The 21,463-nt window shown below is 72.8% G+C and carries 17 protein-coding genes; 10 read left to right on the forward strand and 7 right to left on the reverse strand.

The window, feature by feature from the left end; genetic code table 11:
• The first annotated feature begins 1 nt into the window (after window position 1).
• The 4 genes from kdpB to AB0B63_RS29175 all read left to right on the forward strand — a co-directional run bounded on the left by kdpB (window position 2) and on the right by AB0B63_RS29175 (window position 6,423).
• Entirely contained in the window at window positions 2-2,239 is a 2,238-nt protein-coding gene (gene kdpB, locus AB0B63_RS29160) for a potassium-transporting ATPase subunit KdpB (protein WP_357024519.1), read from the forward strand.
• On the forward strand, window positions 2,239-3,120 hold the full coding sequence (locus AB0B63_RS29165; RefSeq protein WP_357024522.1) for a potassium-transporting ATPase subunit C: 882 nt from the start codon (window positions 2,239-2,241) through the stop codon (window positions 3,118-3,120). Before kdpB ends, AB0B63_RS29165 begins: the two co-directional genes overlap by 1 nt.
• Window positions 3,121-3,202: 82 nt before the next feature.
• On the forward strand, window positions 3,203-5,743 hold the full coding sequence (locus AB0B63_RS29170; protein ID WP_357024525.1) for a DUF4118 domain-containing protein: 2,541 nt from the start codon (window positions 3,203-3,205) through the stop codon (window positions 5,741-5,743).
• Window positions 5,740-6,423, forward strand: a complete 684-nt coding sequence (locus tag AB0B63_RS29175; protein ID WP_357024528.1) for a response regulator — start codon at window positions 5,740-5,742, stop codon at window positions 6,421-6,423. The genes AB0B63_RS29170 and AB0B63_RS29175 overlap by 4 nt, the downstream gene beginning before the upstream one ends.
• A 103-nt stretch (window positions 6,424-6,526) precedes the next feature.
• On the opposite strand, the gene AB0B63_RS29180 is transcribed toward AB0B63_RS29175, so the two are convergent.
• Window positions 6,527-6,913 (reverse strand): DUF1304 domain-containing protein, encoded by a 387-nt coding sequence (locus AB0B63_RS29180; RefSeq protein ID WP_357024531.1) that lies wholly within the window; start codon window positions 6,911-6,913, stop codon window positions 6,527-6,529.
• A gap of 139 nt (window positions 6,914-7,052) precedes the next feature.
• Here AB0B63_RS29180 and AB0B63_RS29185 point away from each other — a divergent pair, with 139 nt between their 5' ends.
• Window positions 7,053-8,267: a PP2C family protein-serine/threonine phosphatase gene (locus AB0B63_RS29185; RefSeq protein ID WP_357024534.1), complete on the forward strand. Its 1,215-nt coding sequence runs from the start codon at window positions 7,053-7,055 to the stop codon at window positions 8,265-8,267.
• Window positions 8,268-8,333: 66 nt separating this feature from the next.
• Here the strand turns inward: AB0B63_RS29185 and AB0B63_RS29190 are convergent, their stop codons facing one another.
• Window positions 8,334-9,866: a family 16 glycoside hydrolase gene (locus AB0B63_RS29190; protein WP_357024537.1), complete on the reverse strand. Its 1,533-nt coding sequence runs from the start codon at window positions 9,864-9,866 to the stop codon at window positions 8,334-8,336.
• Between the two features lie 21 nt (window positions 9,867-9,887).
• On the opposite strand from AB0B63_RS29190, the gene AB0B63_RS29195 reads away from it, so the two are divergent.
• The gene (locus AB0B63_RS29195; protein ID WP_357024541.1) at window positions 9,888-10,559 is read left to right on the forward strand and encodes a DUF305 domain-containing protein; all 672 of its coding nucleotides are present in this window, start codon (window positions 9,888-9,890) and stop codon (window positions 10,557-10,559) included.
• Window positions 10,560-10,771: 212 nt separating this feature from the next.
• Here AB0B63_RS29195 and AB0B63_RS29200 read toward each other — a convergent pair whose 3' ends face one another.
• Window positions 10,772-13,321, reverse strand: coding sequence for a hypothetical protein (locus AB0B63_RS29200; RefSeq protein WP_357024544.1), 2,550 nt, complete (start codon window positions 13,319-13,321; stop codon window positions 10,772-10,774).
• Between the two features lie 337 nt (window positions 13,322-13,658).
• Between AB0B63_RS29200 and AB0B63_RS29205 the strand changes: the two genes are divergently transcribed.
• Window positions 13,659-14,006, forward strand: a complete 348-nt coding sequence (locus tag AB0B63_RS29205) for an STAS domain-containing protein (RefSeq protein WP_357024547.1) — start codon at window positions 13,659-13,661, stop codon at window positions 14,004-14,006.
• A 6-nt stretch (window positions 14,007-14,012) separates the two neighbouring features.
• On the opposite strand, the gene AB0B63_RS29210 is transcribed toward AB0B63_RS29205, so the two are convergent.
• The 4 genes from AB0B63_RS29210 to AB0B63_RS29225 form a co-directional block, all read right to left on the reverse strand.
• Entirely contained in the window at window positions 14,013-15,260 is a 1,248-nt protein-coding gene (locus AB0B63_RS29210; protein ID WP_357024550.1) for a PP2C family protein-serine/threonine phosphatase, read from the reverse strand.
• 172 nt (window positions 15,261-15,432) lie between these two features.
• Window positions 15,433-15,984, reverse strand: a complete 552-nt coding sequence (locus AB0B63_RS29215; RefSeq protein ID WP_208565677.1) for a hypothetical protein — start codon at window positions 15,982-15,984, stop codon at window positions 15,433-15,435.
• A 32-nt stretch (window positions 15,985-16,016) separates the two neighbouring features.
• The gene (locus AB0B63_RS29220) at window positions 16,017-16,817 is read right to left on the reverse strand and encodes a SigB/SigF/SigG family RNA polymerase sigma factor (RefSeq protein ID WP_357024553.1); all 801 of its coding nucleotides are present in this window, start codon (window positions 16,815-16,817) and stop codon (window positions 16,017-16,019) included.
• Window positions 16,818-17,015: 198 nt separating this feature from the next.
• Window positions 17,016-17,600 (reverse strand): hypothetical protein, encoded by a 585-nt coding sequence (locus AB0B63_RS29225; protein WP_357024556.1) that lies wholly within the window; start codon window positions 17,598-17,600, stop codon window positions 17,016-17,018.
• Between the two features lie 89 nt (window positions 17,601-17,689).
• On the opposite strand from AB0B63_RS29225, the gene AB0B63_RS29230 reads away from it, so the two are divergent.
• From AB0B63_RS29230 to AB0B63_RS29240, 3 genes are read left to right on the forward strand one after another with little or no spacing between them, the layout of a single operon-like run.
• Window positions 17,690-19,087, forward strand: a complete 1,398-nt coding sequence (locus tag AB0B63_RS29230) for a peptidoglycan-binding protein (RefSeq protein WP_357024559.1) — start codon at window positions 17,690-17,692, stop codon at window positions 19,085-19,087.
• A 26-nt stretch (window positions 19,088-19,113) separates the two neighbouring features.
• Complete coding sequence (locus AB0B63_RS29235; RefSeq protein WP_208565854.1) at window positions 19,114-19,770, forward strand: ABC transporter ATP-binding protein; 657 nt, start codon at window positions 19,114-19,116, stop codon at window positions 19,768-19,770.
• Window positions 19,767-21,014 (forward strand): ABC transporter permease, encoded by a 1,248-nt coding sequence (locus tag AB0B63_RS29240; RefSeq protein WP_357024562.1) that lies wholly within the window; start codon window positions 19,767-19,769, stop codon window positions 21,012-21,014. The genes AB0B63_RS29235 and AB0B63_RS29240 overlap by 4 nt, the downstream gene beginning before the upstream one ends.
• Window positions 21,015-21,463: the final 449 nt, after the last annotated feature.

A 21,463-nucleotide genomic window follows, 5' to 3' on the forward strand; every position in this document is an offset into this window, starting at 1 on the left:
CATGGGGAAGAACGACATGACCGTCCCGTCCGTGGCATCCGGTGGCGAGCAGCCGCCGACCGCCGGCCCAGCCGAGGCCCGGGCGGCGGTGGACCCACCCGCCGGCCGGGTACCGGGTGGTGGCCGGGCCGGTGGCGGCCTGCTGGACCCCCGGCAGCTGCTCCGCTCCCTGCCCGACGCGCTGCGCAAGCTCGACCCGCGCACCCTGTGGCGCAACCCGGTGCTGCTGATCGTGGAGATCGGCGCGGCCTTCACCACCGTCCTGGCGGTGACCGACCCGTCGGTGTTCGGTTGGGCGATCACCGGCTGGCTCTGGCTCACCGTGCTCTTCGCCAACCTCGCCGAGGCGGTCGCCGAGGGCCGGGGCAAGGCGCAGGCCGCCTCGCTGCGGCAGGCCAAGCGGGACACCATCGCCACCCGCCTGGTCGGCTGGTCGCCGGGTGCCCGCGCCGACACCTACACCGACGAGGCGGTGCCCGCGCCGGAGCTGCGGCAGGGCGACGTCGTCCTGGTCAGCGCCGGTGGGACCATCCCCGGCGACGGTGACGTCGTCGAGGGCATCGCCAGCGTCGACGAGTCCGCGATCACCGGTGAGTCCGCGCCGGTGATCCGGGAGTCCGGCGGTGACCGCAGCGCCGTGACCGGCGGCACCCGGGTGCTCTCGGACCGGATCGTCGTGCGGATCACCCAGCGGCCCGGGGAGAGCTTCATCGACCGGATGATCGCCCTGGTCGAGGGGGCCGACCGGCAGAAGACCCCGAACGAGATCGCGCTGAACGTCCTGCTCGCCGCGCTCACCCTGATCTTCCTGCTGGCCGTGGTCACCCTCCAACCGCTGGCGATCTTCGCCAAGGGTTGGCAGGCCGCCGCGCCCGACACGGGGGCGGTCACCGACGACGGGGTGACCGGGGTGGTGCTGGTGTCCCTGCTGGTCTGCCTGATCCCGACCACCATCGGGGCGCTGCTGTCGGCGATCGGCATCGCCGGCATGGACCGGCTCGTGCAGCGCAACGTGCTGGCCATGAGCGGCCGGGCGGTGGAGGCGGCGGGGGACGTCGACACCCTGCTGTTGGACAAGACCGGCACGATCACCCTGGGCAACCGGCAGGCCGTCGCGTTCCTGCCGGCCGACGGGGTCACCACCGCCGACGTGGCCGCCGCCGCGCAGCTGGCCAGCCTCGCCGACGAGACCCCGGAGGGCCGTTCGGTGGTCGCGCTGGCGACGCAGGAGTTCGACCTGCGCGCGGAGGAGCCGGGGCTGCTGCCGTACGCCGACTTCGTGCCGTTCACCGCGCAGACCCGGATGAGCGGCGTCGACCTGACGCCGGCGGACGCGCCGGCCCGCCGGGTCCGTAAGGGGGCGGCGACGGCGGTGCTGACCTGGGTACGGGAGCACGGCGGTCACCCCGGCGAACAGGTCGGTCAGCTGGTCGACGAGATCAGCGGGCTCGGCGGCACCCCGTTGGTGGTGGCCGAACACGTCGCCGGGGAGCCGGCCCGCGCGCTCGGCGTCATCCACCTCAAGGACGTGGTGAAGACCGGGATGCGGGAGCGGTTCGCCGAGCTGCGCCGGATGGGCATCCGGACCGTGATGGTCACCGGCGACAACCCGCGTACCGCGCAGGCGATCGCCGACGAGGCCGGGGTGGACGACGTCCTCGCCGAGGCCACCCCGGAGGACAAGCTCGCCCTGATCCGCCGGGAACAGGAGGGCGGTCGGCTGGTCGCGATGACCGGGGACGGCACCAACGACGCCCCGGCGCTGGCCCAGGCCGACGTCGGGGTCGCGATGAACACCGGCACGTCGGCGGCGAAGGAGGCCGGCAACATGGTCGACCTGGACTCCGACCCGACCAAGCTGATCGAGATCGTGGAGATCGGCAAGCAGTTGCTGATCACCCGGGGCGCGTTGACCACCTTCAGCATCGCCAACGACGTGGCGAAGTACTTCGCGATCATCCCGGCCATGTTCGCCGGCATCTACCCGGGCCTGGACCGGCTCAACGTGATGCGGCTGGGCAGCCCCGAGTCGGCGATCCTCGCGGCGGTGATCTTCAACGCCCTGGTGATCATCGCGCTCGTACCGTTGGCGCTGCGCGGGGTGCGTTACCGGCCGGCCGCCGCGTCCCGGCTGCTCGGCCGCAACCTGCTGGTCTACGGCCTCGGCGGCATCGTCGCGCCGTTCGTCGGCATCAAACTCATCGACCTGCTCATCCAGTTCGTTCCGGGAGTCTCGTGATGCGCCCACCCGCCTGGCTCGCCGCCCACCTCGCCGCGTTGCGCGCCCTGCTCGTGTTCACCGTGCTGCTCGGGGTGGCCTACCCGCTGACCCTGGTCGCCGTCGGCCGGCTCCCCGGCCTCGACGCGAAGACCGACGGTTCGCTGCTGACCGTGGACGGCCGGACCGTCGGCAGTACCCTGATCGGGCAGTCCTTCACCGACGCCGACGGTGACCCCGTCCCGCGCTACTTCCAGTCCCGCCCGTCGGGGGCCGGCGACGGCTACGACCCGACCGCCTCCGGCGCCTCGAACCTCGGCCCGGAGAGCGTGCTGGACACCCTCGCCGTCGACCCGCAGGACTCGACCCGGAGCCTGCTCAGCCAGGTCTGCGCCCGCAGCCGGGCGGTCGGTGCCTTCGACGGGGTCGACGGGCGGCGGCCGTACTGCACGCCCGACGGGGTGGGGGCGGTGCTGGCGGTGTTCCGCACCGACGGGCTGACCGGTCGGATCACCCGGGTGGTCAGCGTCAACCAGACCGCCCCGGCCACCCCGTTCGTCACCTCCTGGCAGGGGGTGACGGTGGAGCTGGCGCAACCCGGGGAGGACTACCGGGCCGCCGGTGGGCTGATCACCCCGGTCCGGGGGGACGCGCCGGCACACCCCGCCGTCCCCGCCGACGCGGTCACCGCCGGCGGCAGCGGCCTCGACCCGCACATCAGCCCCGCGTACGCCGGGATCCAGGTGGCCCGGGTGGCGCGGGAGCGCGGCGCGGACCCGGCGGTGGTCCGGCGGCTGGTCGCCGAGCACACCACCGGCCGGACGCTCGGCTTCATGGGTGCCCCCGCGGTGAACGTGCTGACCCTCAACCTGGCCCTCGACCGGAGCCTGCCCGCCCGCTGAGCCCCGACGCCGGCACCCCCGCCCGGGGTGCCGGCCCGGCGGTCGCACCCCGGGGCGGTACGCACAGCGAGAGGATGGTCCCGTGCCACGAGGTGAACTGCGCATCTACCTGGGTGCCGCCCCCGGCGTCGGCAAGACGTACGCCATGTTGGAGGAGGCCCGGCGGCGGGCCGAGCGGGGCACCGACGTGCTGGTCGGCCTGGTGGAGACGCACGGCCGGCCGCACACCGCCGCGATGATCGGCGACCTGCCGGTGCTGCCCCGGCGTACGCTGCGCTACCGGGACGCCGAGTTCACCGAGCTGGACCTCGACGCCGTGCTGGCCCGCCGCCCGGAGCTGGTCGTGGTCGACGAGTTGGCGCACACCAACGTGCCCGGCTCCCGGCACGGCAAGCGCTGGCAGGACGTCCAGGAACTGCTCGACGCGGGCATCTCGGTGCTGTCGACGGTCAACGTCCAGCACCTGGAGTCACTCAACGACGTGGTCGCCCGGATCACCGGCACCACCCAGCGGGAGACCGTCCCGGACGCCGTGGTCCGCGCCGCCGAACAGGTCGAACTGGTCGACATGACCCCGGAGGCGCTGCGCCGGCGGATGGCGCACGGCAACATCTACCGGCCCGACCGGATCGACGCGGCGCTGGGCAACTACTTCCGGGTCGGCAACCTCACCGCGCTGCGCGAGCTGGCCCTGCTCTGGCTGGCCGACAAGGTCGACGACCAGCTCGACCGGTACCGGGCCCAGGAGGGCATCTCCGCCACCTGGGAGGCCCGGGAACGGGTCGTCGTCGCCCTCACCGGCGGCCCGGAGGGGGAGACCCTGATCCGCCGGGCGGCCCGGATCGCCGCCCGCAGCAAAGGGGCCGACCTGCTCGCCGTGCACGTGGCCCGCGACGACGGGCTGGCCGGGGCGGACCCGGCCCAGCTCGCCCGGCAGCGGGTCCTGGTGGAGAGCCTCGGCGGCAGCTACCACCAGGTGCTCGGCGGGGACGTGCCGGCAGCCCTGCTCGACTTCGCCCGGGGGGTCAACGCCACCCAACTGGTGCTCGGGGCGAGCCGGCGCGGCCGGTTCGCCCAGCTGATCGCCCGGGGCGTCGGCGTCACCACCACGGCCCGCTCCGGGGCGATCGACGTGCACCTGGTCACCCACCCGCAGGCCGGGCGGGGCCGGCGCGGGGCCGGGATGCCGGCCGCGCTGTCCCGACGGCGTCGGCTGCTCGGGTTCGCCCTCGCCGGGCTGGGCCTGCCGCTGCTCACCCTGCTGCTGTCGGTGTTGCCGGACCTCACCCTGACCAACGACATCCTGATCTTCCTGGCCGGGGTGGTCGGGGTGGCGCTGGTCGGTGGGCTCTGGCCGGCGCTGGTCGCCGCGCTCGGCGGATCGTTGCTGCTGAACTGGTTCTTCACCCCGCCGTACCGCACGCTGACCATCGCCGAGGCGGACAATCTCCTCGCGCTGGGCGTCTTCGTCGGGGTGGCGGTCGCGGTGAGCTGGGTGGTGGACGTGGCGGCCCGGCGTACCCGGGAAGCGGCCCGGGCCGCCGCCGACGCGCAGACCCTGGCCACCGTCGCCGGTGGCGTGCTGAGCGGTGAACGGCCGCTGCCGGCGCTGCTCGACCGGCTGCGGGAGACCTTCGGGCTGCGCGCGGTCAGCGTCCTGGAACTCGTCCCCGACGCGCGGGGGCGGCCCGGCCGGGCCCACGAGGAAGGGGCCTGGCGTCGGGTGGCCAGCGTCGGGGTGGACCCGGCGGGCAGCCCTGGCGCGGGGGAGACCACGGTGCCGGTCGACGACCGGCTGACCGTGGTGCTCAGCGGCCGTCGGCTGGAGGCCGCCGACCGGCGCATCGTCGAGGCGTTCGCGGCGCAGGCCGCCGTCGCGCTGCGCCAGGAACGACTCGCCGAGGAAGCCGCCACCGCCCGGCCGCTCGCCGAGGCCGACCGGTTACGCACCGCGCTGCTCGCCGCCGTCAGCCACGACCTGCGTACGCCGCTGGCGTCGGCGAAGGCCGCGGTGAGCAGCCTGCGCAGCCCCGACGTCGACTTCGACCCCGAGGACCGGGCCGAGCTGCTCGCCACCGCCGACGAGTCCCTGGACCGGCTCGGCCGGCTGGTGGCGAACCTGCTCGACATGAGCCGGTTGCAGGCCGGCGCGCTGGGCGTCACCCGCACCGCGATCGGGCTGGAGGACGCCGTACCGCTGGCCCTGGACGAGCTGGGGCCGGCCGCCGCCGACGTACGCACCGACATCCCCGCCGACCTGCCGGCGGTTGACGCCGACCCGGGCCTGCTGGAACGGGTGCTGGTCAACATCGTCGCGAACGCCCTGCGGCACAGCCCGGCCGGGCAACCGCCCACGCTCACCGCCAGCAGCCACGCCGGGCAGGTGGAGCTGCGGGTCATCGACACCGGCCCCGGCATCCCCGAGGACCGCTGGGAGCACGTCTTCCTGCCGTTCCAGCGGCTCGGTGACCGGGACAACCAGACCGGGGTGGGGTTGGGGCTGGCCCTGTCGCGGGGGCTGGCCGAGGCGATGGGTGGCAGCATCACCCCGGAGACCACCCCCGGTGGGGGACTGACCATGGTGTTGCGGCTGCCCGCCGCCGACGAGAGGCCGGACCGGTGACCCGCATCCTGGTCGTCGACGACGAACCGCAGATCCTCCGCGCGTTGCGGATCAACCTGCGCGCCCGGGGGTACGACGTCGAGGTCGCCGGGACCGGCACGGCCGCGCTGAAGGCCGCCGCCGCCCACCCGCCGGACCTGGTGGTGCTCGACCTGGGCCTGCCCGACCTCGACGGCGTGGAGGTCATCCGGGGCCTGCGCGGCTGGACCACCATCCCGATCATCGTGCTGTCCGGGCGGGCCGGCAGCGCGGACAAGGTAGCCGCCCTCGACGCCGGTGCCGACGACTACGTCACCAAGCCGTTCGGGGTCGACGAACTCCTCGCCCGTATCCGCGCCGTCACCCGCCGCCTCGCCTCCTCACCCGTCGATGCGACGGCCACCGCCCGGGTGGGTCGGCACACCGTCGACCTCGCCGCCCGCACCGTCACCCGGGACGACGGCACCGAGGTACGGCTCACCCCCACCCAGTGGGCGGTGCTGGAACGGCTGCTGCGCCACCCCGGCAAGCTGATCAGCCAACGTCAGCTCCTGCACGAGGTGTGGGGGCCGGAGTACCAGGACGAGACCAACTACCTGCGGCAGTACCTGGCGCAGCTGCGACGCAAGTTGGAGGACGACCCGGCGCGGCCCCGGCACCTGATCACCGAGCCGGGTATGGGCTACCGCTACCGCCCCTGACCGGCCCCGGGCCGCGCCCCTGCGGTCACCGGGCCGGAGGTGTCGGTCCTGCGGCTGTCGCCCCGCATCCGTCACCGGGCCCCGCTGCCCCGCCTGCGCTGTGTCAGATGGCCAGCCCGATCGCCAGGGCGACGACGGCGAGGAGCGGGGGGACGAGCTGCTTGAGCGCGGCACCGGCCTTGTCGGGTGCCGAGATCAGCAGCACCAGCCCGGCGGCGACCATCGACCCGGCGCCGACGAAGACCAGGGTCGCGCCGACGGTGTGCGCGCCGACGGCGTAGGCGACGGTGCCGACGACGATCGCGACGGCCAGGAAGAGGTTGTAGAAACCCTGGTTGAAAGCGAGCTGCCGGGTCGCCTCCGCCTCCTCGCGGCTGGTGCCGAAGACCGCGCGGGCGCGGGCGGTGGTCCAGACGACCGACTCCAGGTAGAAGATGTAGACATGGATGAGGCCGGCGATGCCGGCCAGGACGAGTCCCGCGACGACCACGACCCTGCCTCCTTCGTTGGCGCGGACCAGAGATGTCCGCCACGGTCATTCTCCCTGCCCGCCGTGCTGCCCGAATCAGGTGTTGGCGGTTTGCCGTGTGCCTCCTACGGTGTGGAGGACAAGATGGGGGAGGTTCAGGTTGGCCGACGCGGGTGACGCGGTGCGGTGGCTCCAGCTCGCCGCACCCCGCGGCGGGCCGGACGATCTGCCCCTGCTGGTGAACCGGGTCGCGCCGGCCATGGACGCCACCGAGATCGTGATCTACCTGGCGGACTACCAGCAGGCCAGCCTCGTACCGTTGCTCGGTGCCGGTCTCGACCGGGGTGAGCTGGCGATCGAGACGACCCTCGCCGGCCGGGCGTTCACCGCTCTCGACGTGCAACGCGCCGCCGACAGCCCGGACCGGGTCTGGGTGCCGCTGCTCGTCGGGTGCGAACGGATGGGCGTGCTGGAGATCGTCTCGCCGGCCGCCGGGGAGCGGGCCATCGACGGGCCGGCCTGGGAGTTGGCGACCTGCGTCGGTCACCTGGTGGTGAACCGCCGGCCGTACGGCGACGTCGTCGAGCGGCTGCGGCGTCGGCTGCCGATGCAGGTCGCCGCTGAGATCGTCTGGGGTCTCCTGCCCCCGCTGACCTTCGCCACCGACGAGATGGTGCTCACCACCATCCTCGAACCGTGCTACGACGTCGGCGGCGACATCTTCGACTACGCGCTCAACGGTGACGTGCTCAGCGTCGGGCTGTTCGACACCTGCGGGCACGGCATCCGGGCGAGCACCCTGGCCTCCCTGGTGGTCAGCGCCTACCGCAACGCCCGCCGGTGCGGCCTCGACCTGGTCGACACGGCCCTGAGCATCGACAAATGGGTACGTTCGGAGCATCCGCACCTGTTCGCCACGGCGCTCCTCATCGAGCTGGAGCCGAGCACCGGCCGGCTCCGGGTGATCAACGCCGGCCACCCGGGCGCCCTGCTGCTGCGTGACGGCAAGGCGATCCGGGAACTGCCGGGCCCGACCGCGCTCCCGCTGGGCCTGGGCCACCTGGCGACCCAGCGCCCCGAGGTGTACGAGGAGGAGCTGCACCCCGGGGACCGCATCCTCGCCTACACCGACGGCATCACCGACGCGCGGGGCGGCGACGGGGAACGGTTCGGGTTGAAGCGGCTCGTCGACTTCGTCAACCGGGCCCTCAACGACCAGTTGGCCACGCCGGAGACGATGCGCCGGCTGGTGCGCGCGGTGGTCGCCTACCAGGAGGGGCAGCTCGACGACGACGCGACGGCGCTGCTGCTGGAGTGGCGTCCACCGCACGCACCTCTATCTCACCTGCCCGGTCGTACGACCAGCGGACCGTGAGGGCGACGACCCCGGGGTGAGCGTCGCCAGGTGCCCGGCAGCCCTGGTCACGAGGATGCACGCGGCTCAGCCGGCGAGACCACGTTCCGTCGCCCAGTGGTGGGGGCGGGGCACGGGGACGGGGTCGGTCTGCTGCCGCTGGTCGGGCTCGGCGAGCCGGAGCAGGCGGTACATGGTGCGCCGCAGCAGCACGCCGGCGTTGCCCGGGCGGGCGGTCAACGCAGCCATCACCGTCCCGGGGTCGACCTCGCCGGTCAGGGCGAGTTGGGAGATCAGCGGCTGTCGGGGGTCCAGGCGGGGTGCGTGGGTGGCGAGCAGGTGCTGGGCCGTACCGGTGGCCGGTACCGGTCCCTGGGCGGGGAGCAGCAGGGTCCGGCGTCCGATGGCGGCGGCGTAGGCCGTGACGGAGCCGTGGTCGCCGACGACGTGGTCGGCGGCAACCACCGGGCCACGCCAGTCCTCGGTCGGATCGGGCAGCAGCAACCCGGCGTCGAGGCAGCCCCGGAGCCAGGCGCGGATCTGGCGGTGCCCGTGTCCGTCCCAGATCGCGGGGTGCAGCAGCGCGGCCACCCGGTACCGGTCCGCCGGGAGCTGTTTCATCAACTGTGGAAGCAGGTCCGGCCAGCGGCCGAAGGCGCCGTCCCTGCCCCAGGTGGAGGAGACCACGACGAGTTGCTGATGCTCGCCCAACCCCATGGCACGCCGGTAGTCCGGGCGGCGGGGAAGGCTGGCGACGAGCCGGTCGACGCAGGGGTCGCCGACGACCACAGCCGCCTCGACCGCCTCCGGGCACTGCCGACGCAGCACCTCCAACTCACGGTCGTGGGAGAGGGCGAGGGCTGTCGGGAGCACGCGCCCGTCATGGGTCAGCCGTTGGGCGTCGAGACCGTACACCGGTGGGTCCGCGAGCACCGGCGCGTCGGACGAACCGGGTCGGACCCGCTTGCTCCGTCCGGCGCCGTGGGCCAGCAGCAGGAGCGGCGCGTGCAGTTGGTGCAGCCCGCCGTGGGCGGCGGCGATGCCGAGGTCGAAGTGCTCCCGGACGGCCTGGTGCCAGGGCAGGACGAGCGCGCCGAGCTGGTCGAGGAACCGTGCCACCTGATGGTTGAAGACGTCGGGCGCCACGGTGAAGACCACCTGCACGCGGGGGTCGCCCTCGACGTACCCGATGACGTCCAGCAAGCGTTGGCAGCTCGCGATGGTGTGGGCCACGACGAGCGTCGGCCGGCAACCCGACCGGCTCACCCAGCGGCTGGCGTCGATGCCGACGGGGGCGGGTGACCACTCCAGCGACGTCATTGACGTAACTCTATCCAGGCTCGCGCCGGCCGTCGGACCCGCCGGCCGGCTGCCGCCGGTCGGGCGGAGGATCTCCACGTCGTCGTGCACGGTGACGCCGTTCCACACCACGGTGACCCGGGGGTTCGCCACCGTGACGCCGGCCGCGTCGTGGCGGGCCTGAAGACATTCGATCTCGTACGTCTGCCAGGTCTGCGGTGGGCGGGCCGCGTTCACGGTGCCTTTCCGATTCCACCGAATCGTGGGCTGGTGGGGGTGCCGGGATTGAGGCACTATTCCCAGGGACTCTGCGCAGCTCAAGCCCAGACTGGTAGGTGAATCGTGCCGCTGCCCCGTCGCGTGGTCGTTTCCGGTGTGGTCGCCACGGTCGTCGTCGGCGCGGTGGTGGGAGTGGCCCTCTGGATGGGCCGGGACGACCCGGCCTACCAGCCGCCGACGTCACGCGTGGTGCAGCCGGGCGCACCCGGCCAGCCGGGTCGGCAACTGTCCGGCACCGACCTGGCGCAGGTCTCGCCGCCCGGGTTCACCGCGGCCGACAGCCGGTTCGTGCAGGGCATGATCCCGCACCACACGCAGGCGCTGGCGATGACCGCGTTGCTGGCCGGGCGGACCACCAGCCCGGACGTGACGCTGCTGGCCAAGCGGATCGAGGTGTCGCAGGGCGACGAGATCGCCCGGATGCGCACCTGGCTGGCCGAGCGCAACGTGCCGGCCGCCGGCCCGCACGACGGGGCGGCGCACGACGCGCTCATGCCGGGAATGCTGACCGCCGCCCAGTTCGACCAGCTCAAGCAGGCTCGCGGTACGGAGTTCGACCGGCTCTTCCTCACCGCGATGATCCGCCACCACCAGGGCGCGTTGACCATGGTGGAGCAGCTGTACGCGGGCGGCGGCGGCCTGGAGCCGGCGAGCGACCAGTTCGCCCGCGAGGTCAACGCCGACCAGGGCATCGAGATCCAACGGATGCGGCAGATGTTGGCCAAACTCGGCTGAGCCGCCGTCGGGCGGCACCGGTTCCGGTGCTGACCAAACTCGGCTGAGTGGCCGTCGGACGGCACCGGTTCGGGTGCTGGCCGGACTCGGCCGAGCCGCCGTCGGGCGGCACCGGACCGGGCCGCAGGAGTCGGGGAACGGTCGGGGCCTGCCCAGCGACGCTGGGCAGGCCCCGGTTCGTGCGATCCGTCGGTCCGGCCGGACCGGGCGGGTTACCTGTCGAGCTGGTCGATCAGCGCCTGGGCGTCGCGGACCAGCAGGTTGCGCGCGCCGACGGCGTTGAGCGCACGGGCCTGGTCGACGAAGGTGGTCAGGTGGGTGACCGCCTCCGCCGGCTGCCCGCCGCTGGCCGCCGCGGCGGCCAGGCCGAGGCTGGTGGTCAGCTTGTCGGCGTTGCCCGCGCTGACGGTGCCGGCGGACCGGTAACCGTCCACGAGGGACCGCAGGTCGGCGAAGGACGTCGTCGTGGTGAACGTGACGGACCGGTTGGTGGTATTGCCGGCCTTGTCCTTCGCGGTCACCGTCAGGGTGTGGCTGCCCAGCGGGAGGCTGGACAGGGCGACCGTCGTCCCCCGGGCGACCCGCTTGCCGTCCAGCAGCGCGCTGTCCGGGTTGATGCCGGGCCCGGAACCGGTGTCGGTGACCGTCCAGTCCACCGTCACCGCACCGGAGTCACCGTACGACGTGCCGTCGGTGAGCCCGGAAACCTGCACGGCGGGTGCCGTCCGGTCGATCTTGAGCCACTGGCTGCCCTGCCGGGAGGTGTTGCCGGCCCCGTCGACGGCCCGGTAGCGCACCGGACCCTTGACGTCGGCGCTGATCGTCGCGACACCGCTGGCCGGTACGTCCACCCAGGTCACGCCGTCGTCGATCGAGTACTGACCGGTCCAGAGACCGGCGATCAGGCCGGTGAGGGTGAGCGTGACGTCACCGGTGTACCAGCCGTTGCTGCCGGTCGGCTCGGCCGGGCCCACCGTGGCGGCGACCCTCGGGTTGAAGGTGTCCGCCAGGTCCACCACGGACTGCCGGAGCGTCCGGTGCGCTGCGGTGTCGAGCTTGTCGGCCAGCGCACGCAGTTGCTGCTCGGCGGCGAACTTTCGGCCCTCGGCGGCGAACCCGCTGGCCAGGGAGAGGGCCGCGTCGACCTCCGTGCTCAGCGCCGGGTCGATCGCGCCGGCCCGTACCACCTGGTCGTGGTAGGCGCGGACGAGCGCGAAGCTCGGCGTCCAGCTGATCTTCGGCTGGCCCTGGGCGTTGAACCCGGCCAGCTTCACCTGGCCGGCGGCCTCGATCTCGGCGGCCGACAGGTGCGCGCTGGGGGTCAGCTTGAACACGTCGAAACCGCGGGCGATCTCGTTGCCGTAGAGGTTGCCGTTGTACCAGTACGCCGACCAGAAGCCGCCGAGCACGAGCGAGGTCGGGCTGACCGGCCCCCGGTCGAAGTACGCGATCTCCCGTGGGTGCGCCGAGTCGGTGAAGTCGAACACCGAGATGCCGCCCTGGTACCAGGCCTGCATCATGATGTCGCGGCCCGGCACCGGGATCAGCGAGCCGTTGTGCGCGACGCAGTTCTCCTGCAGCGACTGGGGCACCGGCAGCTTGTAGTAGCTGGCGAAGGTCATCTTCCGGTCGACGATGTCGAAGATGGCGTTGGCGCCCCACTGCGGCTGGTCGGTGTCGCGGCAGCGTGCGCCGCTGCCCCCGCCCCACTCGTCAGTGAAGATCACCTTGGTGCCGTCGTTGTTGAACGTCGCCGAGTGCCAGTACGCGAAGTTCGGGTCGGCCACCTCGTCGATCCGTTTCGGGTTCGCCGGGTCCGAGATGTCGATCAGGATGCCGTTGCCCTGGCACGCGCCGGCCGCCAGGCCGATCGCCGGGTAGGCGGTGATGTCGTGGCAGGCGTTGGTGTTCGGCGTGGGCGACCAGGTCGACCCGGACGGGTGCCGGGGCGTCACCGGACCGTTCTGGAGGCCGTCGACCCGACCCGTGGCCGGGTCCTGGAACAGTCGCGGCTGGTTGACCACGGCGGCGTTCTGGGGTGCGGCCACGGGCACCTTGATCACGTCGATCCGCCACCGCGACGGGTTCTCCCCGTCGGCGGCGTTGTTGTTGCACCCCTCCATCGTGGTCGCCGGGCGCACGGATGCCGTACCGGAGACGTAGATGTAGATGTTGTCGGCGTCGCGGGGGTCGGTCACCACCGTGTGGGTGTGCGAGCCACGGCAGAGCTGCACCCCCGCGACCTGCACCGGGTTGCGCACGTCGCTGATGTCGAAGATCCGCACGCCCTGGAACCGGGTGCCGACGTTGGGGTTCGTGCCGCAGTCGACCCGCCCCCGGGTCTCCTCGACCGACATGAAGAGCAGGTTGCCCTGGACGGAGAGGTCACCCTGCCCACCGGGGCACACCACGCTGGTGACCAGGGTCGGCTCGGCGGGGTCGGCCACGTCGGTGATGGTGAAGCCGTTGTAGTTGCCCTGGAAGGCGTACCGGCCGCCGAAGGCGAGGTCCGAGTTGTAGTATCCGCCGTTGCCCGGGTTGGTCGGGTCGACGAATCCGGCCGGCTTGTCGCGGTGCGCCACCTGTTCGAGGTTGCTGATCGCGGACTGTGCGTCGAGCCAGCCCGCGCCGAGGCCGACGCGGGGGTCGGGCTCGGCCGCCGACGCCGTACCGGGGATCGCGCCGACCAGGAGCAGCCCGGCGGCCATCAGGCCGAGTGCCCGTCGGCCCCGGCGTGCCCTGGGGGTTGAGGGAGTGGTCATGTATCGCCTTCCGATCGAAGGACCAGCCGCGACGTCCACATAGGGAGAAACGCGCCGCGTGAGTAAGGACCGTACCGACGATCAGTCGCTGGTCAAGATACTCATGTGAGTTATGTACGCGTTTGCGCGGCAAGCCGTGCGCAATTGCCTCCGGACGACCGCGCAGGTCACGACAGTCGTAGGAAGCGCCGGCCCGGTCCGTGCGCCAGTCGTCGAGTCGCCGCCGACCCGCCCACCAGGCAGGCGTCCCCGAGCGCTCGCGGGTGGTTTCTGGCACCGTGGGGTACGACGTACTGCGTCATTGGATGTCCGGTACGTCGTGACGAAGGGGGTTCACGTGGAATTCACGATGTCGACCCGCCGGGAGGGTGCCGGCACAGTGGTGGAGATCGCCGGTGACCTGGACATGAGCACCACCCCGCAGTTGCGGGAACGGTTACGTGAAGTGGTCGAGGGCGGGGCCCGGGTCGTGGTGGTCGACCTGACCGGCGTCGGGTTCATGGACTCCAGCGGCCTCGGCGCGCTCGTGGTCGCCTATCGGGAGCTGCGGGACCGCAACGGCTGGCTCGGGCTGGCCGGGGTGCGCCGTTCGGTTCGTACGGTGTTGTCGATCACTTCGGTCGACCAGGTCATCAGCGTCTTCGACACGGTGGCCGACGCCGAGGCGGCGGTCCGGGTGTCGTGAGCGTCTTCAGCCCGGCGGGACGCTGGTCCGGGTGGTGTCCGCGCCGGCGGTGCTGCGACGTGGCCCGTGACCGCCGTACCAGTCGATGATCAGCAGGGTCGCGTCGTCGGCAAGGGCCGGACCGGCGATGGACAGCACCGCGTCCGACAGCGCCCGGACCGCCTCCCGGGGGTGCAACGGCGCGATGTCGAGCAGGGCGGCCGGTAGGTCCAGATCGGCGGCGTTGCGTTCGCGCATCCCGTCGGTGACCACGACCAGCCGGTCACCGGGGCGCAGGGTGACCTCCCCGCTGCGGAAGCCCGCCTCGGGGAACATGCCCAACGGGAAGTTCCCGGGCAGTTCCAGGGTCGTGGTCCGGCCGTCGCGGACCAGCATCGGCGGGACGTGCCCGGCGTTGAGCAGCTCACAGCGCCCGGTCGGCAGGTCGATCCGACCCAGCACCGCCGTCATGTACGCGCCGCGCACGTTGGCGTGCTCGGCGATGGCGCTGTTGGCCTGGTCGGCCTGCGCGGTCAGGCTCTGGCCGCGGCGGCGGGTGTTGCGCAGACTGCCCACCCCGAGAGTGGCGGTCAGCGCGCTGGCGACCCCGTGGCCCATCGCGTCGGTGACACTCAGGTGCAGCACGTCGCGGGCCACGCTGTAGTCGAAGGTGTCGCCGCCGACGCTCGCGGCCGGCTCCAGCCAGCCGGAGAGGGTGAACGCGCCGCCCTCGCAGGTGAACGAGGCGGGCAGCAGCCGGCGTTGGATCTCGGCGGAGAGGGTGAACGGGGTGCTGCGCTGCCCCCACTCGAACAGGTCGGTGTGCCGCCGGTTGGCGATTATCACGAACGCCAACGCGTGTGCGGTCCGGGCGACCCGGGCGATCACCTCGTCGTCCGGCTCGTCAGGCAGGTCGATCTCCAGTAGGCCGATGGCCTCGCCGCGCTCGGTGACGGGGGCGAGCAGCCGCCACCGGCCGTCGAGCGGGAGCACCTGGGGGACCTGCTGGCGTACCGTGCGCTCGTAGGGCCCGCCGTCGAACGGCAGCACCTCGGCCGCCTCCTGACCCTGGAGGCGGCCCGGCCCGTCCGCGTCCGGCTGGTGGGTCAGCCGGACCAGGGCCCGACCACTGAGGTCGGCGATCAGCAGCGAGACGCCGAGCGCGTTCAACGCCGAGGCGATCGCCCCGGTGACCGCCTCCACGGCCTCGACCGGCGCGGCGTCCTCGGCCGACTGCAGCATCTCGGCCAGCACGATCTGGTCGCTGTCCTCCACCCGTCGAGCATAGGCACTCCCGGTGCCGTCCGCCTCACGGGCGGCCGGGCGTCGGACGCCACGCCGGCCGTCGCCCGCGTCCCTGTCCTGGGGGCGGGCAGGTCGACGGGCCGGCCAGGTGTGCGTCGGTGGTGCGGCCGCTCGGGTGCCGGTACCGCCCGGGTCGGCGCGGTCAGCGGCGGTCGAGTGCGGATTCGAGCCGTCGGATCAGCGTCTTGCGGCCCTTGCCCCGGCGCTCGGCGCGCAGCGCGGCCCGCAGTTGTGCGGTGTCGAGGTCGCGGACGTGCCGGGTCGCCTCGGCGACGGTCAGCTCGGTGAGGGACCCGGGCGACGTGACGCTCCGGCGGGCCCGCCGGGCCGGCCCGGTGTTGGCGACGTACTGCCGGCCGGCCGTCGACGCCTTGCGTTTGCGGGCGTCGGTGGCGCGCTGCTGCTGCGGGGAGAGCTGCTTCCAGGCCCGGTCGGGCAGGTAACGGTCGGTCTCGCCGTCGTGCCGGGCCCGGGTGGTGCCCTGCCGGGTCCGCCACTTCTGGTCACCCCAGCGCCGCAGGGACTGCTGCCGCTCGTCCCGCGGGCCCTGGTAGCCACCGCCGCGCTTCTGGTACTCCCGGGTCAGCAACTGCGACTTGCGCGCCGACCACTGTCCCGGCCGACCACCCCGGTCACCGGCCCTGATCTCGTCCTTGAGCCGCTCCCGCAGCTCGGGTTCCGTGTACCGCGCCATGGGCGCGGAGTACCCGTGGTCGCCCGCCGTACTCACCCCCGGTCGTCGGTGAGCCGGCCGCGCAGGGCGGCCAGTGCCCGGGTGATGAGCCGGGAGACGTGCATCTGGGAGATGCCGACCCGGTCGGCGATCTCCGCCTGGGTCAGGTTGCCGTGGAAGCGCAGGGCCAGGATCCGGCGTTCGCGGTCCGGCAGCGTGGCGAGGGCGGGGCCGAGGGCGACGTGGATCTCGACCAGTTCGAGTTCGTGGTCCTCGACGCCGAGGGTGTCGGCGAGTTCCATCCCGCCGTCGGTGCCGATGGGGGTGGACAGCGAGGTGGCCTGGTAGGCGCGGGCCCCCTCCAGCCCTTCCAGGACGGACTCCTCGGACACGTCGAGGTAGGTGGCGATGTCGGCGACGGTCGGCGAACGGCCCAGGGTGTGGGTGAGCGTGCCGTTCGCCTCGCTGATCGCCAGGCGCAGCTCCTGGAGCCGGCGGGGGACCCGCACCGACCAGGTGCGGTCCCGGAAGTACCGCTTGATCTCGCCGACGACGGTGGGGATGGCGTACCCGGTGAAGGCGACACCCCGCTCCGGGTCGAAGTGGTCGACCGCCTTGATCAGCCCGAGCGCCGCGGTCTGGGCCAGGTCGTCGTCCTGGACGCCGCGCCCCGAGTAGCGGCGGGCCAGGTGCCGGGCGAGCGGCAACCACGCCTCGATGGCGCGGGCCCGCAGCACCGGGCGGCGCGGGTCGTCGGCGGCCAGCGCCGCCATCGCGGCCACGAGATCGTCGGCGCTGGCCGCGCGGTGCTGGTCGGTGGGGGTGCCGGCGGTCGGTTCGGACGTGGTGAGCATGCTGGGCCTTCCGCACGTGCCCGCTGATCGGAGCGACCGGAGGAACCTCCGCAGCGGCTGACGCCGGAGCACGCGGACGGGCTGCGCGCTGTCACAGGGTCACGATCACGGGACTGGCCACCGCGTCATGTCGTCCATTTGGTGGACTGAACGCTACCCGAAAGACGGAAGGATGGCTACCCGAAAGGATGATGTCGGTCATCGGCTGAACGCCTCCCGCCGGCACGCCGTCATCCGGGGCGACTGGAAGTCACCGTTCGGGCCGACCTCGGTGATGCCGAACTCGCCGTCCTCGTCCGGCTCGGTGAGCCGGTAACCGGCCTTCTTGGCGCACTGGTACCACTGCCGTTGGTTGTCCCGGAACGCGGCGTTGTCCGTGCGCTTCAGACGTTCATCGAAGAACTCCGGTTCCTTCGACCGGCACGCCGCCCGCACCTCCTTCGCCCTCGGGTCCTTCTGGCTCTCCTTCCAGATGACGCTCCGGCCGTCCTCGTACCCGGGGCCGCCCACCTTCGCCACGCACTTACCCCAGACCGCCCGCAGGGCCTCGATCTCGTCGTTGGTCGCGTCCAGGGGGATCAGGGGACGCTGGTCCTCGACGGAGCCGGCCGGGCTGCTCGACGCCGGGTCCGGGCTCTGCAACGAGGCGACCCGGGAACTGTCGGCCCGTGGGCCGTCGGCCCGGTCGTCGGTGCGGGCGGTGGAACAACCACTGAGCAGGCAACCGACCACCAGCACCGGTACGGCGAAGCGACGGGCCTGCACGGAGAACATCTTCGGCATGGTGCCCACGGTCGTCGTCCGATGTCAGAAACCCGTGAGGCGGGGCGATCCTGACAGGTTTCTGAAGAACCGTCGCCATGCTCGGCGGTGTGCCAACAGAACAGTCACCAGCGCAGAGCCCACCGCGCCGCACCGGTCGACGCCTCGTCGTCCCGGCGGTACTGATCCTGGCGGTGGCGGTCGTCGGCGGCGGCGTCGCCTGGTCCGTCCACCGTGGTCCGGGTACGCCCTCCGGGGAGCCGCCGGTCCCGGTGCAGACCACCACCGTCGTCCGGACCGACCTCGCCACCACCGTGTCGCTGACCGGCACCCTCGGGTACGGGCGGGCGGAACCGGTGAAGGGCGGTCGGAGCGGGACGGTCACCTGGCTGCCGGCGGCCGGTGCGACGGTCACCCGGGGCAAGCAGCTCTACCGGATCGACGACCGGCCGGTGCCGTTGTTCTACGGTGGCCTGCCGCTCTACCGCGATCTCGCCGAACCCGGCACGGTGGGCCGGGACGTGCGGATCATCGCCACCAACCTCAAGGCGCTGGGTTACGAGATCGGCTACCAGCCCGTACCGGGGGAGAAGGTCGTCCGGCCGGCGAAGGCGGGCCCCACCACACCGGCGTCCGGCCAGAACTCGACGTCAGGGCAGCAGAAGTCGGCGTCCGGGCCCGGGGCGACCGCCACGGGGCAGGTGCGCGCGGGGTCGGAGCCGGGGCAGCCCGCGTCGGCGCAGGCGGCCTCCGGTCAGGGTGCGTCCGGGCAGGCGGCCTCTGGTCAGGGTGCGTCCGGGCAGGAGGCTGCTGGGCAGGGTGCGGCGGCACCCACACCGGCGGCGGGCGGTACCGCCGCCGCCCCCGCCCGGGTCGTCGTCCGCAAGGGCGAAGGGGTGCTGACCGGCTCGCTGATGCGGGCGATCAAGCGCTGGCAGCAGGACGTCGAACTGCCGGTGACCGGCCGGATCGCCGTCGGCGACGTCGTCGTGCTGCCCGGCGCGGTCCGGGTCGACGCCGTCACCGCCCTACGCGGGGACGACGCCGAGACCCCGCTGTTGACCGTCACGCCCACCGCGAAGGTGATCACCGTCCAGGCCACGGTGACCGAGGCCGGGACGGTCCACCGGGGCGACCGGGTGACGGTCACCCTGCCGGGCGACAAGACGGTCGACGGCACCGTGTCGGCGGTCGGCACCACCGTCGCGCAGGACGACGCCGCGGGCCCGACCAGTGAGCCCAAGCGGGCCGTCACGGTGACCGTGGACGAGGACCTGACCGGGACCGACGCCGCCGACGTGCGGGTCGACCTGGTCGGGGAGACCCGACCGGACGTGCTCGCCGTGCCGGTCGGTGCGTTGGTGGCGCTCAGCGAGGGTGGCTACGCGCTGCAACGGGCCGACGACGACCGGTTCGTGGCCGTCGCCACCGGCATGTTCGCCAAGGGGATGGTCGAGGTCTCCGGCGACGGGATCACCGAGGACCTCAAGGTGGTGACGACCTCGTGACCGTGCTGGCCGTACGCGATGCCGCCATGCGTTATCCCGGCGGGGTCACCGCCCTCGCCGGTGTCTCGCTCGACATCACCGGGGGCGAGATGCTGGCCATCGTCGGCCCGTCCGGTTCCGGCAAGTCGACCCTGCTGCACATCATGGGCACCCTGGACCGGCCGACGTCCGGCACGGTGCACCTGGGTGGGCTCGACGTCGGTGGGCTCTCCGACCGGCAACTGTCCGCGTTGCGGGGGCGCTGGCTGGGCTTCGTCTTCCAGCAGTTCCACCTCACCGCCGGGCTGAGCGCGGCCGAGAACGTCGCCACCGGGCTGCTCTACGCCGGGGTGCCGCGCCGGCACCGCCGGTCGTTGGCCCTGGCGGCGCTCGACCGGGTCGGCCTGGCGCACCGCGTCACGCACCTGCCGCACCAGCTCTCCGGTGGTGAGCGGCAGCGGGTGGCGATCGCCCGGGCGCTGGTCCACCAGCCCGCTCTGCTGCTCGCCGACGAACCCACCGGCGCGCTGGACACCCGCACCGGCCAGGCCGTCCTGGAGCTGCTCTACCGGCTGCACGCCGAGGGCACCACCATCGCCGTGATCACCCACGACCGGGACATCGCCGCCCGCCTGCCCCGCCGGGTGGAGCTGCGCGACGGTCACCTGGTCGCCGACTCCGGCCGGGTGGTGACGCCCCGATGAGCACGGACACCCCGCAGGCGTCGCATCCGGGTACCGCACGTGACGCCGCCCGGCCGGTCCGGCTGGCCCTGACCGACCTGCTCGGGCTGGGTCTGCTCGGCATCCGTACCCGGCGGACCCGGGCCGCGCTGTCCGCGCTCGGCATCGCCATCGGGATCGCCACGATGATCGTGGTGACCGGCATCCCCGCCTCCAGCCAGGCCCAGCTGATGCGGGAACTGGCCGCGCTCGGCACCAACATGCTGGAGGTACGGGCCCTGCCCGACCAGGACCCACCGGCGCTGCTGCCGCAGGAATCGACCGGCATGGTACGCCGGGTCGGTCCGGTGACCAGCGTCAGCGCGGTGGCCAACACCCACACCCTGGTACGCCGGTCCGATCGCGCCGACCCCGATGACGGCTCCGGTTTGACGGTGCTGGCCAGTCAGCTCGACCTGCTCCCGATCATCAACGCCCGCGTCCAGCACGGCAGTTGGCTCACCCCGGCGACCGCACGGTTCCCGACCGTGGTGCTCGGGTCGGTCGCGGCGGCCCGGCTGGGGGTGGTCGACGTGGGCACCGGGGGTGGCCCCGGTCAGCAGGTGATGATCGGCGACCGGTGGTTCACCGTCGTCGGCATCCTGGCCGCCGTCCCGCTGCTGCCGGAGATCGACCGGTCAGTGCTGGTCGGCTGGCCGGCCGCGCAGTCCGAACTCGGTTTCGACGGGCACCCCACCGTGCTCTACGTCCGGTCGCTGGAGCCGGCGGTGGAGCAGGTCCGGGCGGTGCTGCCCGAGACGGTCAGCCCGGAGAGCCCGGCCGACGTGCTGGTCAGCCGACCGTCGGACGCCCTGGCCGCGAAGCGCGCCACGGAGAGCGCCTTCTCGTCGCTGTTTCTCGCCCTCGCCGCGGTGGCCTTGCTGGTCGGTGGGATCGGGGTGGCCAACACCATGGTCATCTCGGTGCTGGAACGGCGGGCCGAGATCGGCCTGCGGCGGGCGCTGGGGGCCAACCGGGGCCAGATCCGGGGCCAGTTCCTCACCGAGTCGGTGGCCCTGGCGGCGTTGGGCGGGGTGGCCGGGACGGTGCTCGGCGTGGCCGTCACCGTCGGTTACGCCACCTACCACCACTGGCCGGTGGTGATCCCGCTGTCGTCGACGCTGGCCGGGCTGGGGGGTGCGGTGGTGGTGGGCGTGGTGGCCGGCGTCTACCCGTCGATGCGCGCCGCCGCCCTGTCGCCGACCGAGGCGCTGGCCAGCGTCTGACCACGGGCGGCCCGTTGCGTTACGTCAGGTATCCACGCGCTCACGGAGAAAAACTAGGTGCGAAACGCTAGATATTCTTGCCGGCAGTGGTTAGTGTTCCTGTCGTTGACAGCAGAGATCGTCGAAAACGCCGACGAAGTGACCGAGCGGGGCCCCGGACATGTCTCGTGGCCCGACCGGCACAGCGGTGAGTTCTGATCACCGCAGCAAGCAGAGCAAGAGCGTGATGGTGAACGACAAGACCCTGACGTAATTCCAGGTCAGGGCAGACAGGCGGGCCAGTGCTGGTTCGGGGCTCGCCTGGTGGGACAGTCCGTTGCACGTGGACGGGGCCATGAAGTCGCGTGGGGCTCCGACACCGACGGACGGCACGACGAACGTCAGGAAGTGAAAGCAGAGGAAAGGGAGGGCCCCGAACACCGTTGGATCGCCCGCCTCCAGGACGCACG

This window comes from Micromonospora sp. NPDC049081, from assembly GCF_040648835.1.
GTDB lineage: Bacteria > Actinomycetota > Actinomycetes > Mycobacteriales > Micromonosporaceae > Micromonospora > Micromonospora antibiotica.

What these genes read in the sequence shown, in the direction of transcription:
- kdpB (WP_357024519.1), top strand. Translation starts at nt 2, where the DNA reads ATGGGGAAGAACGACATGACCGTCCCGTCCGTGGCATCCGGTGGCGAG.
- AB0B63_RS29165 (WP_357024522.1), top strand. Translation starts at nt 2,239, where the DNA reads ATGCGCCCACCCGCCTGGCTCGCCGCCCACCTCGCCGCGTTGCGCGCC.
- AB0B63_RS29200 (WP_357024544.1), bottom strand. Translation starts at nt 13,321, where the DNA reads ATGACCACTCCCTCAACCCCCAGGGCACGCCGGGGCCGACGGGCACTC.
- AB0B63_RS29215 (WP_208565677.1), bottom strand. Translation starts at nt 15,984, where the DNA reads ATGGCGCGGTACACGGAACCCGAGCTGCGGGAGCGGCTCAAGGACGAG.
- AB0B63_RS29220 (WP_357024553.1), bottom strand. Translation starts at nt 16,817, where the DNA reads ATGCTCACCACGTCCGAACCGACCGCCGGCACCCCCACCGACCAGCAC.
- AB0B63_RS29225 (WP_357024556.1), bottom strand. Translation starts at nt 17,600, where the DNA reads ATGCCGAAGATGTTCTCCGTGCAGGCCCGTCGCTTCGCCGTACCGGTG.
- AB0B63_RS29235 (WP_208565854.1), top strand. Translation starts at nt 19,114, where the DNA reads ATGCGTTATCCCGGCGGGGTCACCGCCCTCGCCGGTGTCTCGCTCGAC.
- AB0B63_RS29240 (WP_357024562.1), top strand. Translation starts at nt 19,767, where the DNA reads ATGAGCACGGACACCCCGCAGGCGTCGCATCCGGGTACCGCACGTGAC.